Below are 14,125 nucleotides of genomic sequence, written 5' to 3' on the forward strand. Positions count from 1 at the left end.
TTCGCGAGCAGGCTCGCTCCCACAGGATAAGGTGCGATGTTCAGGTTTGGCGATAGGGCAACGCCGTCCTCGCGTCCTCGGCGTAGGCCAGCACGCCCACCCGTTCCTGGCGCAGGAAATCCTTGACCGCGGCTTTCAACCCGGGATGGCGCAGGTAGTGCCAGGAATGGGTGATCACCGGTTCAAACCCGCGAATCAACTTGTGCTCACCCTGGGCGCCGGCATCGAAGCGCTGGTAACCGTTGGCAATCGCATAGTCCATGCCCTGGTAGAAACAGGTCTCGAAATGCAGACGATCGAACTCCGCCAGGCAGCCCCAATAACGACCGTAGAAACTGTCGCCACCGACCAGGCTGAAGGCCATCGCCACCGGACGTGAGCCTTGCTTGGCCAACACCACTCGAATCGCCTGCGGCATGCGCTCGGCCAGCAGGCTGAAAAACTCTCGCGTGAGGTAAGGTCGTTGCCGGCGAACCGCGTAAGTGTTGGCGTAGCAGGCATAGACAAAATCCCACTGTGCCTCGGTCATTTGCCGACCTTCGAGCCATTCGAATTCGATCCCCTGCCCGGCCACCTGCTCGCGTTCCTTGCGCATCTGCTTGCGTTTGCGCGAACTGAGTACGTCGAGAAAATCCTGGAAGTCCCGATAGCCGCGGTTCTGCCAGTGGTACTGGCAGCCGATGCGTTGCAGCCAGCCCGGTTGTTCGGCCAGTGCGGCGTCGGTGAACGGGTCGGTGAAATTGATGTGGGCGCTGGAAAGTTCTTCGATCTCCAGGTAACCCGGCAGGCTCTTGAGCAGTTCGAAACCGTCTTCGACCCTGGCCGCCAGCAAGCGCGGGCCGCTGACCGGGCTGAACGGCACGGCCGTCAGCAGTTTGGGGTAGTAATCGATGCCCGCGCGCTCGCAGGCATCGGCCCAGGCGTGATCGAACACATACTCGCCGTAGGAATGCCACTTGCGGTAACTGGGCAACGCAGCGATCAGTCGATCGCCTTCAACGTGCAGCAAATGTTCAGGTTGCCAGCCGGAATGCGGACCGACACTGCCACTGTCTTCCATCGCACCGAGAAACCCGTGACGCAGAAAGGGCTGATTCTCGGGTACCAGTGCGTCCCACGTTTGCGGGTCGATTTCCGACAGGTTTTGCAGGCGTTGCAACGGCATCACCATCCTCACTCTTCATGGTGTGAAAGCCCCGCGAGTATCGCCTATCGGTGTGCTTTGCACACGGGCATTTCGACGACAGCGCTCTAGATCAATAGTTCGCAACGACTTTGCATCGTCACAGACATGCCATCACATTGCCACCGCACTGTAATAAACCATCGCGATACTGGCGCCTGTTTTTAGAGCGCCGGGTTATATCCGGCCACTGTTTTCCGTCCACCCCATGGTCGGTTGTGCCCAGGATGGTCCAGCCATCCACTCTCATCTTCGGAGATTGATATGCGTCTTGCTTCCACGAAAACTGCGGCGGCCTTGTGTGGCGGCCTGTTGCTGGCCATGAGTGTTCCTGCCAGCGCTGCAGTCGACGCCAAACTGCTCGACATGCTCAAGGCTAACGGCTCGATTACCAACGCCCAGTACACCGAACTGCAAGCCGAGCTGGCACGTGATCAGAAAGACCAGCAAATCGCTCGTCAGGCCCAGCAAGAAACCAACGAGCAGATCGCGGCCACCGCGAAGAAAACCAATGAGCTGAGCACCTTCGACCAGAAACTGGCGTGGGCGGCCAAGACCCAATTCAAGGGCGACGTGCGTTTCCGCCAGGAGAACGTCCACAACGATGGCGTTTCCAACAACAAGGACCAGGATCGCCAGCGCATTCGTGCCCGCCTGGGTGCGTACAGCGAAATCAACCCGCAAGTGGACACCGGCATCCGTATTGCCACCGGCAGCAGCGACGACGCTCGCTCCACCAACCAGGACCTGAACAACTACTTCGACAAGAAGCAGATCTGGCTGGACCTGGGTTACGTCGATTACCACCCCGATGCCATCAAGAACCTGCACGTGATCGGCGGCAAGATGCTGCAGCCATGGGTGAGCATGGGCGACATCATCTGGGATAGCGACGTCAACCCGGAAGGCCTGGCCCTGACTTACAAATACCCGCTGGGCAACACCGAACTGTTCGGTAGTGCCGGTCACTACACCCTCAAGGACAACGTCGACGGCGATGGCGTGCAGTTCAAGCACGACCTGCGTCTGTACGCTGGCCAGTTGGGTGCGCGTTTCGCCATTACCGACAACCTGAAAATGACCGTGGGCGGCAGCCTCTACAACTACGACAACGACGAAGACAGCGTCTGCACCGCCACCACCACGCCATGCGCACTGGCCGTCAACGGTAACAGCCCGGGCGAAGAATTCCGTCTGTGGGAAGGTTTCAGCCAGATCGACATCGGCGGCCTGCCGATGCCGCTGTCGCTGTACGGCCAGTACGTGCACAACGCCGAAGCCAGCAACGACCAGGACACTGGCTGGCTGGCCGGCGTCAAGACCAAGATCTACGGCTTCGGCCTGGACTACAACTACCGCGACGTGCAGCAAAATGCGGTGGTGGGTGCCTTCACCGACTCCGACTTCGCCAACGGCTTCACCGGTTCGCGCGGCAGCAAGTTGAAAGTCAGCTACGAGCTCGACAAGAACTTCACCCTGGGTGCGACGTACTTCATGGCGAACTCCGACTACACCAACGCCAGCGTCAACCTGAAAGACTCCGACATCAACACCCTGCAACTGGATGCCGAAGCAAAGTTCTGATGCCCCCGCTGCACGACTCCAGCATGGACGCCTGAGTCGCTTTTACACACTCGCGTTGCCGTATCGGTCCCCATCATCCGTCCGATACGGCAACGCGAGTTTTTTTCTGCGCAAAAAAAGATCGCAGCCTGCGGCAGCTCCTACAGGGTTAAGTAATCCCCTGTAGGAGCTGCCGCAGGCTGCGATCTTTCAGTTGCGAAATCAGCGTTTGCGCAACAGCACGCTACCGATCGAATAACCGGCGCCGAACGAGCTGAGCACGGCCAGCGAGCCGGCAGCCAGGTCGTCCTGGTGCTTGTGGAACGCAATCACCGAACCTGCCGAACTGGTGTTGGCGTAGGTATCGAGAATCACCGGCGCTTCCTGCTCGGTGGCTTCACGGCCCAGCAGCTTCCTGACGATCAGGTGGTTCATGCTGAGGTTCGCCTGGTGCAGCCAGAAGCGCTTCACGTCGCCTACGTTGAGTTGATTCTCTTCAAGATGCGCAGCGATCAGCTCGGCGACCATCGGGCAGACTTCCTTGAACACCTTGCGGCCTTCCTGCACGAACAGCTTGTCCTTGGCACCGACGCCCTCTTCCGCCGCGCGGTTGAGGAAGCCGAAGTTGTTGCGGATGTTGTTGGAGAACTTGGTCAGCAGCTTGGTGCTGACAATGTCGAACTGGTGACTGGAAGTGGCCAGGTCAGCGCGTTCGATGATCACCGCGGTCGCGGCATCGCCAAAGATGAAATGGCTGTCGCGGTCGCGGAAGTTCAGGTGGCCGGTGCAGACTTCCGGGTTGACCATCAGGATCGCCCGGGCCTGGCCCAACTGGACGCTGTTGGCCGCAGCCTGGATGCCGAAGGTGGCCGAGGAGCACGCCACGTTCATGTCGAAACCGAAACCCTGGATGCCCAGCGCTTCCTGGACTTCGATGGCAATCGCCGGGTAGGCGCGTTGCAGGTTGGAGCAGGCGACGATCACGCCGTCGATGTCCGCAGCGGTCTTGCCCGCGCGTTGCAGGGCTTGTTCGGCGGCACCGATGGCCATCTGGCAAAGCACCGACCATTCGTCGTTGGAACGCTCCGGCAAGCGTGGTGCCATGCGTTGCAGGTCGAGAATGCCTTCCTTGTCCATGACAAAGCGGCTTTTGATACCGGAGGCTTTCTCGATGAACGCTGCGCTGGACTCGGTCAACGCCTCGACTTCACCGCGGGCAATGGCCTGGGCGTTGTCGGCGTTGAATTGAGCGACATAAGCATTGAAAGACTGCACCAGCTCTTCGTTGGAGATGCTGTTGGCCGGGGTGTACAGGCCGGTGCCGCTGATGACGACGTTATGCATGGTCGTGTCTCTAATCTGTTCAGGCAGAAAGTATTGGTACAGTCGTGCCAATACACAAAGGGTCTATTCCCATCCTGGGGACGCAAACCTGGCATCGCTTGATCCGTCGCGCGAGCTGGCCGAAGGCTCTAGGCCGCGAAACCGGCGCTTATGGTCGCGAAGTTTGCCATAAACCTTGGATTTTGGCGCCTTTTTGCAATACATGGCGGCATACACAATCCCTGTAGGAGCCCGGCTTGCCGGCGAAGGCGTCATCATGGGCGATGCAGGACTCAAGGGCCCCTTCGCTGGCAAGCCAGCTCCTACAAGGGTTCGTGTCAGGGCTCGACCTGGCTCCACTGCTTGCTCAGGCGCTTGTCGGAGATCGGCACCTTGGTTCCCAGTTGCTGGGCAAACAGCGACACCCGGTATTCCTCCAGCCACCAGCGATACAGTTCCAGCTGCGGATCGCGCTTGCCTTCCTGGGCGTGTTTGTTGGCGCGGGTCTGGTATTGCGTCCAGAGGCCGGACAACTCGCCGCTCCAGACCCGATCCCGTTGCACCTGGGCGCCGATTTTTTCGAAACGCTGCTCGATGGCCTTGAGGTATCGCGGCAGTTCCTTGAGCCACTGCATCGGCGTTTCCCGGACAAACCCCGGGTACACCAGGTGGCTGAGCTGCTGCTTGATGTCGTTCAGGGCCACGGCTTGCGCCAGGTCGATCTTGCCCTTGAAGCGTTTTTGCAGGCCGTGCCAGTGCTTGAGGATTTCCAGGGTCAGCCTGGCCACGCGTTCGGCATGTTCGGTCCAGGCGCCGCGCTTGCGTTCAGCCAGCGATGCCAGGCCGGCACCGTCGCGTGGCAAGGGCTCTTCACCTTCGAGGATGCAGCTGTCGAGGCTGGCCAACAGAATGTCTTCCACCAGTGCATCGACACGCCCCAGGTCGCGGTACAGCAGGCCCATTTCGGTCAGGCCCGGCAACTTGCCGCGCAGGAACTTCGCTGGTTCCGCCAGTTGCTGCATCAGCAAGCGCTGCAAGGCGCGGCGATGCTGGAACTCGGCTTCGGCCGGCGTCGAGAATCGTCCTTCCTTGACCGTCCCCGCCTCTTCCACGAGTGCCGGATAGACCGTCATCGACAGGCCGGCGATCTTCTGCTGGGTTTTCTCGGCGACGGCAGCGAACACTTTCGGTTCGACCGGCTGCTGGCTTTTCGCGGTTTGCGGCACGGCCAGGGCGGCCTGGCTGGCCTCGGCGAAACGCGCCGTCAGCTCGGCCAGGTCGCGCCCTTCGCCGAGGAACTTGCCCTGGGCGTCGACGATTTCCAGGTTCATCCGCAGGTGGCTTTCGACCTGCTGGGCCGCCTCGCTCCAGGCTTCATCGCTGACACGGGCGCCGGTCATGCGCAACAACTCGCGACCCAAGGCCTGGGGCAACGAGCCTTCGGCGAAGGTCATGCGCTGCAACGCGGCCTTGACGAAATCCGGCACCGGCACGAAATTCTTGCGTAACGCCTTCGGCAGGTTGCGCACCAGCGCAATGCACTTGGCTTCGATCACCCCCGGCACCAGCCACTCCAGGCGTTCCGGCGGCAGCATCGGCAACAGCGGTGCCGGCACACGCAGGGTCACGCCGTCGCGCGGGTGGTTCGGTTCGAAGTGGTAGCTCAGGGCCAGTTCCAGGTCGCCGATGTGCAGCGTGTCCGGATAATGCTGGGCGGTGACTTCACTGGCTTCGCGGGCCAGCACGTCTTCTTCGCGCATGATCAGCAATTGCGGGTCTTTCTGGCTGTTGATCCGGTACCAGCTGTCGAAGGTCGCGGTCTGGTGGATCTCTGCCGGAAGGCGCGCATCGTAGAAGGCGTAGAGGGTTTCTTCGTCAGCCAGGATGTCCCGGCGACGGGCCTTGGCTTCCAGTTCGTCAAGTTGTTCGAGCAACTGCTTGTTGGCCGTCAGGCACCTGGCTTTCGACTGAATCTCGCCACGCACCAAGGCTTCACGGATGAACAGTTCACGGGACACCACCGGATCGACCGGACCGTAGTGCACCGGCCGGCGGCCGACCACGATCAGCCCGAACAGGGTGATCTGCTCGAAGGCCACGACCTGGCCACGCTTCTTCTCCCAATGGGGTTCGAAGTGGTTTTTCTTGATCAGGTGCCCGGCCAGCGGCTCGATCCAGTCGGCATCGATCTTGGCCACCATCCGTGCATACAGCTTGGTGGTTTCCACCAGTTCGGCGGTCATCAGCCATTGCGGGCGCTTCTTGCCGATACCTGAGGAGGGGTGAATCCAGAAACGGCGCTGACGCGCGCCGAGGTAGTCGCCGTCTTCGGTTTTCTGGCCGATCTGGCTCAGCAACCCCACCAGCACCGCTTTGTGCAGCTTCGGATAGTCCGCCGGCTCTTTATTGAGGCTCAACTGCATGTCGCGGCAGATCAGGCTCAACTGGCGATGGGAATCGCGCCACTCGCGCAGACGCAGGTAATTCAGGAAATTCTTGCGACACCAGTTGCGCAGCGGGCTGGCGGTCAGTGCCTGGCGTTGCTCTTCGAACCCGCGCCACAGGTTGACCAGCCCGGCGAAGTCCGAGTCGGAGTCTTTCCATTGCGCGTGGGCCTGATCCGCCGCTTGCTGGCGCTCCGGCGGACGTTCGCGCGGGTCCTGGATCGACATGGCGCTGGCGACGATCAGCACTTCCTGCAGGCTGCCGAGTTTCGCCGCTTCCAGCAGCATGCGCCCCATGCGCGGGTCCACCGGCAGCCGCGCCAATTGACGACCGAGCGGGGTCAGTTGGCTGTTGCGGTCCACTGCCGAGAGTTCTTGCAGCAGGTTGAAACCGTCGCTGATCGCCTTGCCGTCCGGCGGTTCGATAAACGGGAACGCGGTGATCTCGCCGAGGCGCAGATGCAGCATCTGCAAGATAACGGCGGCCAGGTTGGTGCGCAGGATTTCCGGATCGGTGAACTCCGGGCGCCCGAGGAAATCCTCTTCGCTGTACAGGCGCACACAGATGCCCGGCTCGACCCGTCCGCATCGGCCTTTGCGCTGGTTGGCACTGGCCTGGGAAATGGCTTCGATGGGCAGGCGCTGGACCTTGGCGCGGTAGCTGTAGCGACTGATGCGCGCGGTGCCACTGTCGATCACGTAACGGATGCCCGGCACGGTCAGCGAGGTTTCCGCGACGTTGGTCGCCAGGACCACGCGCCGGCCCGGGTGCGACTGGAAGATCCGCTGCTGCTCGGCCGGCGACAGGCGCGCGTACAAAGGCAGGATCTCGGTGTGCTTGAGCTGGGCCTTGCGCAGCATGTCGGCGGCGTCGCGAATCTCGCGCTCGCCGGGCAAGAACACCAGCACGTCACCGGGGCTGCGGCGTTCGCTGCGCTCGTAGGCGGCGATTTCGTCGAGGGTGGCGAGGATCGCCTGGTCCACCGTCAGGTCGTCCTCGACCCGGTTGCCTTCCTCGTCCTGTTCCAGGGTCAGCGGCCGATACCAAGTGTCCACCGGGAAGGTACGACCGGAGACTTCGACAATCGGCGCATCGTCGAAATGCTTGGAGAAGCGCTCCAGGTCGATGGTCGCCGACGTGATGATGACCTTCAGGTCCGGACGACGCGGCAGCAGGGTTTTCAGGTAGCCGAGCAGGAAATCGATGTTGAGGCTGCGTTCGTGGGCTTCGTCGACGATGATGGTGTCGTAGCGTTCCAGATAACGGTCGTTCTGGGTTTCCGCCAGCAGGATGCCGTCGGTCATCAGTTTGATCAGGGTATTGGAATCGCTTTGATCCTCGAACCGCACCTGATAGCCGACCAGGGCGCCCAATGGCGTGCCGAGTTCTTCCGCCACCCGGGCGGCCACGCTGCGCGCGGCAATTCGGCGCGGTTGGGTGTGGCCGATCAGGCCATGCTGGCCGCGCCCGATTTCCAGGCAGATCTTCGGCAGCTGGGTGGTTTTACCCGAACCGGTCTCGCCGGCGATGATCAGTACCTGGTGCTTTTCCAGCGCCTTCTTGATTTCGTCGCGCTTGGCGGCGATCGGCAGGCTGTCGTCGTAACGAATCACCGGCAGGCTGGCCTTGCGTGCCTGCACCTGGTCACAGGACGCCTGCATGCGCGCCACCCACTGGGCCAGCTTGGCCTCGTCGGGTTTCTTGCGCAGCTCAAGCAACTGCCGCCGCAGCCGGTGGCGGTCGGCGAGCATGGCGTGATCGAGGTTTTTCAGCAGTTTGTCGATGGAGGGCGATTCGTCGGTCATCGGGTACGCAATTCAGTCGTCTAGTGGCGCAGGTCGGGGATTGTCGCAGATTTTACGACCGCTGCGCGGCCGATCGCGAGCAGGCTCGCTCCCACAGTGGACCTGCGGCGTCCACACAATTGGGTGCACCACATTCAAATGTGGGAGCGAGCCTGCTCGCGATGGCGTCAGTCCAGGCCCTTGCGTCGATACGGGAATACATCGATCACCTTCCCCGCCCGAATGGCTTCTTGCAGGCTTTTCCAGTAATCGGCGTTATAAAGCTCACCATGCAGTTGATCGAACAACTTGCGCTGCCCCGAATCGGCAAAGAGAAACGGCGGGAACTCCTCGGGGAACACATCCAGCGGCCCGATCGAATACCACGGCTCGGACGCCATCTCATCTTCCGGTGTACGCGGCTGCGGGATGTGCCGAAAGTTGGCTTCGGTCAGGAAGCAGATCTCGTCATAGTCATAAAACACCACCCGCCCATGTCGCGTGACGCCGAAGTTCTTGAGCAGCATGTCACCGGGAAAGATGTTCGCCGCCGCCAGTTGCTTGATCGCCAGGCCGTAATCCTCCAGGGCCTCGCGCACCTGCGCCGGGCTGGCGTTTTCCAGGTACAGGTTCAGCGGCGTCATCCGCCGCTCGGTCCAGCAGTGACGGATCAGCACCGTGTCGCCTTCCACCGACACCGTGGACGGCGCGACCTCCAGCAGTTCCTCCAGGCACGCCGGCTCGAACTTGCCCAGCGGGAAGCGGAAGTCGGCGAACTCCTGGGTGTCAGCCATGCGCCCGACACGGTCGACGCTCTTCACCAGCCGGTACTTCTCGATCACCGTGGCGCGGTCGACGTTTTTCGACGGCGAGAAGCGGTCCTTGATGATTTTGAACACGGTGTTGAAACCCGGCAGGGTGAACACGCTCATGACCATGCCGCGCACGCCGGGGGCCATGATGAACTGGTCGTCGGTGCTGGCCAGGTGGTTGATCAGCGCCCGGTAGAACTCGGACTTGCCATGCTTGTAGAAACCGATCGAGGTGTACAACTCGGCGATGTGCTTGCCCGGCAGGATGCGCTTGAGGAAGCCGATGAACTCCGCCGGCACCGGCACATCCACCATGAAATACGAACGGGTGAAGGAGAAGATGATCGACACGTCGGCTTCGTCGGTGATCAGTGCATCGATCTGGATGCCCCGCCCCTCGAGGTGCAGCAGCGGGATCGCCAGCGGCCATTGCTCATCGGCCGTGTAGATGCGCCCCACCAGGTAGGCGCCCTTGTTGCGGTAGAGCACCGAGGAAAACAGTTCGACGCTGAGTTGCGGGTCCTTGCACACCCAGTCCGGCAGGTTCTCGCGCAGTTGGGCTTCAAGGCGGCGCAGGTCGCCCGGCAGGTCGGCGTACTCCTCGCTGAAGCGATAATCGGCAAAGATGCTCGCCAGCATGCCCGACAGCTGGCCCTGGGGTTTGTAGGTGCGGGTTTGCGCGGCACGGGCCCGGCGCAGGCTCGGCCGCGTGGTGTGGATGAACATGCAGCCGTCGCTGATCAGGTCATGGCTGAACAGCCCGCAGAAAATCGAGTTGTACCAGGTCTCGGACAATTCATCGTCGAAGCGCAGGTCGATCAAGGTGATGTACGCGCTCTTGACCAGCGGCCAGCAACTGACGTCCAGCGTGTCGGTGTCAAAGGCGGTGTGCAGGCGCGCCACCGTTTCACTGACCTTTTCTTCGTAGAGATTGATCCGCGCCGCCGACGCCGACTGCGTCTCCTGCCACTTGGCCTGCTCGAAGCGGGCCCGGGCGCCGTCGGTGATCTGGCGGAAATGCTCGCGGTAATCGTCAAAGCCATCGAGGATCAGGCGGGCGATGTCGGCGGCTGGCCATTGCTGCGGCATGGTGAGACCTCTGCGGGAATTCGTGAGCCCTGAGCTTAGCCAGTGAAGCGGGTGCAGGAGAAGTGTAATTTCGACGCCCTCGGGAGTTATATGCGCGTTTTGCGGTTGCCATCGTTTAGAGGCTCGGCAACACTCTCGACCCCATCAAGCAAGGAACACGCTGTGAACCCCGTCGATCTATTGCGTTTACTGTCACTGGCGGCCATCTGGGGTGCGAGCTTTTTGTTCATGCGCATCATCGCCCCGGTGATAGGCACGATTCCCACGGCCTTTTTCCGCGTGTCGATTGCCGCTACCGGCCTGTTGCTGATCCTCGGGCTGATGCGCATCAGCTGGGATTTCAAAGGCAAACTCAAGACTGTGATGCTGCTCGGAGTGATCAACTCCGGGATTCCGGCAACCCTGTATTCCGTGGCCGCGCAGGTGCTTCCGGCCGGGTACTCGGCCATTTTCAACGCCACCACACCGCTGATGGGCGTATTGATCGGCGGGTTGTTCTTCCATGAAAGACTCTCGGGCGCCAAGCTCGCAGGTGTATTCCTCGGGTTGCTCGGCGTCGGCGTGCTGACCCGCGCGGGTCCCATGGCCTTCGACCTGCAATTGCTGATGGGCGCCCTCGCCTGTCTGCTCGCCACCACCTGTTATGGCTTTGCCGGGTTTCTTGCCCGCCGCTGGCTCGACCAGGCCGGTGGGCTGGACAGTCGCCTGTCGGCGCTGGGCAGCATGCTCGGCGCCACGCTGTTCCTGTTGCCGTTGTTCGGCTACAGCGTGATCAGCCAGCCGCCGGCGAGCTGGGGCGGCTGGAGTGTCTGGTTGTCGTTGTTGGGATTGGGGCTGGCGTGTACCGCGTTTGCCTACATCATTTACTTCCGCCTGCTCAGCGCGATCGGCCCGGTCAAGTCGTCGACCGTGACCTTCATGATCCCGCCGTTCGGGGTGTTGTGGGGGGCGCTGTTTCTCGATGAACCGCTGTCGATGGCGCATGTTTATGGCGGGGTGTTGATCGCGGCGGCGTTGTGGTTGGTGTTGAAGCCTGCTGCGGTGAAGGTGGCTGGCAGGTAAATTTGCGGCGCCGCTGATGACGCCTTCGCGGGCAAGCCTCGCTCCTACGGGGTTTTATGGCGTGCATAGAACCACTGTAGGAGCGAGGCTTGCCCGCGAAGGCGATCGCTCAAGCACTACAAAGCAGACTGACTCACCTCCCCATCCACCAACCGCCGAATCCCCAGCGGATTGCCATTCTGCAAAGCCTCGGGCAACAACGCATCCGGATAATTCTGGAAGCACACCGGGCGCAGGAAGCGGTCGATGGCCAGGGTGCCGACCGACGTTCCCCGCGAGTCGGACGTGGCCGGATACGGCCCGCCATGCACCATCGCTTCGCACACCTCGACACCGGTCGGGTAGCCATTGAGCAGAATCCGCCCGACCTTCTCCTGCAGCATCTCCGCCAGCCAGCGGTACTCCAGCAACTCGTCAGCCTCGCCGATCAAGGTCGCCGTCAACTGCCCGCGCAGGCCCTGCAGCGCCGCCGCCAACTGCGCGCGGTCCTCGACTTCGATGACGATGGTGGTCGGCCCAAAGACTTCTTCCTGAAGCAGTTCATCACCCTTGAGCAACAGGCTGACATCGGCCTTGAACACTTGCGGCTGCGCCTGGTTGCCTTGCTGTGGCTTGCCCGCCAGATGGCTCAGCCCCGGATGTTCGTGCAGCTCACCCAGGCCTCGGCTGTAGCTGGCCAGCGCCGGGGCATTGAGCATGGTTTGCGCAGGTTGCTGGTTCATGCTCGCGCAAAAGGTTTCGAGAAAAGTGCTGAACTGCGGTGAGCGCAGGCCGATGACCAGGCCCGGATTAGTACAGAACTGCCCACACCCCAGGGTCACGGAACCGGCGAGCTGCGCCGCGATCTGTTCACCGCGCACGGCCAGCGCCTCGGGCAGCAGGAACACCGGGTTGATGCTCGACATCTCGGCGAACACCGGGATCGGCTGTGGCCGGCTCGCGGCGATGTGGCTCAGGGCATTGCCACCCTTGAGCGAACCGGTGAAACCCACCGCCTGGATCGCCGGGTGCTTGACCAGCCATTCACCCACGCCAGCGCCATAAATCATGTTGAACACCCCGGCCGGCATCTCCGTGCGCTCGGCGGCGCGGATGATGGCGTCCGCCACCCATTCGGCGGTTGCCATGTGCCCGCTGTGGGCCTTGAACACCACCGGGCACCCGGCGGCCAGGGCCGAGGCGGTATCGCCACCGGCCGTGGAGAATGCCAACGGGAAGTTGCTCGCGCCGAACACCGCGACCGGCCCCAGGGCGATGCGGTACTGCCGCAGATCCGGGCGTGGCAATGGCTGGCGATCCGGCAACGCCCGGTCAATGCGTGCGCCGTAGAAATCACCGCGACGCAGCACCTTGGCGAACAAGCGCAACTGGCCGCTGGTGCGACCCCGCTCCCCCTGGATACGCCCGGCCGGCAACGCGGTTTCGCGGCATACGGTGGCGACGAAGTCATCGCCCAGCGCATCGATTTCATCGGCGATGGCATCGAGGAACGTCGCGCGTTTTTCCGCGCTCAGGTTACGGTAGATCGGATACGCCGCGGCGGCGGCTTTGGCAGCAGCGTCCACTTCGGCTTCGGAGGCCTGGAAGAAGGTGCCGGGCAACGGCTCGCCGGTGGTCGCATCGAGGCTTTGCAGTTGCAAGGTGCCGTTGGCGCTGCGGCGGCCGCCGATATAGTTGTGTCCGAGTATCGTGGTCATTTCGAATTCCTTGATCGATTGCAGACCTGTAGGAGCCGGCTTGCTGCGGGCGGCGTTCCGACGAAGGCCATGGCATGGCAAACAACAACGTCGCGTGCCGGATCGCTTTCGCCGGCAAGCCGGCTCCTACAGGGATCAGAGGGCACGCACCTGACCGATGGGCAACGGCTGGGCACTTTCGCCGATGCCGTTCACCAGTGGCGCACCGAACTCTTCGAGGCTGATCTGGAAGCGATCCCCCGGCTGGGTCTTCACGCCATCGGCAAACGACAGCGTGGCGGTACCGAAGTAGTGCACATGAACATCACCGGGCCGCAGGAACTGCGCATACTTGAAGTGGTGGAACTCGAGGTTGGCCAGGCTGTGGCACATGTTGTCCTCGCCACTGAGAAACTCCTTTTCCCAGATCGTTTCGCCATTGCGCTTGATGCGACTGGTGCCCACCAGGTGCCTGGGCAATTCACCGACTCGCAGCTCCGGCCCGTAGGCGCAGCAGCGCAGTTTCGAGTGGGCCAGGTACAGGTAGTTGCGCCGTTCCATGACATGGTCGGAGAACTCATTGCCCAAGGCATAACCTACGCGATACGGCTGGCCGTCGTCGCCGATCACGTAGAGCCCGGTCAGCTCCGGCTCTTCACCGGCGTCTTCGGCAAACGGCGGCACCGGGAAGTCCGCGCCGGGGCGCACGACGATGCTGCCGTCGCCCTTGTAGAACCATTCCGGCTGCGCACCGACCTGCCCGGCCGCTGGCTTGCCGCCCTCCAGACCCCATTTGAACATGCGCATGGTGTCGGTCATGCCGGCTTCGACGGCGCCCTCCTGCTGGTGCATTTTGTCCCGCGCCGAGGCGCTACCCAGATGGGTCAGGCCGGTGCCGCTGATCAGGCAATGGGCCGGGTCTTCATGGTCCAGCGGGGGCAGGACCTGGCCCTGCTTCAACAGCTGTGCGTAGTCCGGGCCCGGCTCGGTACCGCGCAAGGCGACTTCTTCTTGCAGGCTGCGCTCGGCGCGGATCGCCGCGAGTGCCAGTTCGCGGGTGTTGCGGGTGCCCTTGAGCACCTGGACCTGGGCCCCGTCGACGAGCCCGACCTGGCGTTCACCGGCAGTGTTTTCGAATTGAATCAGGCGCATGTCGCCCTCCGGAAAGTCGTGGATAAGTGGCTCACC

The 14,125-nt window shown here is 62.3% G+C and carries 8 protein-coding genes; 2 read left to right on the forward strand and 6 right to left on the reverse strand.

The annotated features are described in order from the left end of the window. Positions 1-40: 40 nt before the first annotated feature. Positions 41-1,165, reverse strand: a complete 1,125-nt coding sequence (locus HFK74_RS07145) for a GNAT family N-acetyltransferase (protein ID WP_180202908.1) — start codon at positions 1,163-1,165, stop codon at positions 41-43. A 282-nt stretch (positions 1,166-1,447) separates the two neighbouring features. Between HFK74_RS07145 and HFK74_RS07150 the strand changes: the two genes are divergently transcribed. Beyond that, positions 1,448-2,767, forward strand: coding sequence for a putative porin (locus tag HFK74_RS07150; RefSeq protein WP_180202909.1), 1,320 nt, complete (start codon positions 1,448-1,450; stop codon positions 2,765-2,767). A 201-nt stretch (positions 2,768-2,968) separates the two neighbouring features. On the opposite strand, the gene HFK74_RS07155 is transcribed toward HFK74_RS07150, so the two are convergent. The 3 genes from HFK74_RS07155 to aceK form a co-directional block, all read right to left on the reverse strand. Further along, entirely contained in the window at positions 2,969-4,090 is a 1,122-nt protein-coding gene (locus tag HFK74_RS07155; RefSeq protein ID WP_180202910.1) for a beta-ketoacyl-ACP synthase III, read from the reverse strand. A gap of 317 nt (positions 4,091-4,407) precedes the next feature. Next, positions 4,408-8,319, reverse strand: coding sequence for an ATP-dependent RNA helicase HrpA (gene hrpA, locus HFK74_RS07160; protein ID WP_180202911.1), 3,912 nt, complete (start codon positions 8,317-8,319; stop codon positions 4,408-4,410). A gap of 167 nt (positions 8,320-8,486) precedes the next feature. Continuing rightward, the gene (gene aceK, locus HFK74_RS07165; RefSeq protein ID WP_180202912.1) at positions 8,487-10,199 is read right to left on the reverse strand and encodes a bifunctional isocitrate dehydrogenase kinase/phosphatase; all 1,713 of its coding nucleotides are present in this window, start codon (positions 10,197-10,199) and stop codon (positions 8,487-8,489) included. A 162-nt stretch (positions 10,200-10,361) separates the two neighbouring features. Between aceK and HFK74_RS07170 the strand changes: the two genes are divergently transcribed. Then, a complete protein-coding gene (locus HFK74_RS07170) occupies positions 10,362-11,261 on the forward strand; it encodes a DMT family transporter (protein WP_180202913.1) in 900 nt (299 codons plus the stop codon). Between the two features lie 116 nt (positions 11,262-11,377). Here the strand turns inward: HFK74_RS07170 and HFK74_RS07175 are convergent, their stop codons facing one another. Both HFK74_RS07175 and araD1 read right to left on the reverse strand, forming a co-directional pair. Continuing rightward, entirely contained in the window at positions 11,378-12,958 is a 1,581-nt protein-coding gene (locus HFK74_RS07175) for an aldehyde dehydrogenase (NADP(+)) (RefSeq protein ID WP_180202914.1), read from the reverse strand. A gap of 135 nt (positions 12,959-13,093) precedes the next feature. Then, the gene (gene araD1, locus HFK74_RS07180) at positions 13,094-14,089 is read right to left on the reverse strand and encodes an AraD1 family protein (RefSeq protein ID WP_180202915.1); all 996 of its coding nucleotides are present in this window, start codon (positions 14,087-14,089) and stop codon (positions 13,094-13,096) included. Positions 14,090-14,125: the final 36 nt, after the last annotated feature.

Origin of the sequence: Pseudomonas sp. SbOxS1, from assembly GCF_013416725.1 — a bacterium.
Taxonomy (GTDB): Bacteria; Pseudomonadota; Gammaproteobacteria; order Pseudomonadales; family Pseudomonadaceae; genus Aquipseudomonas.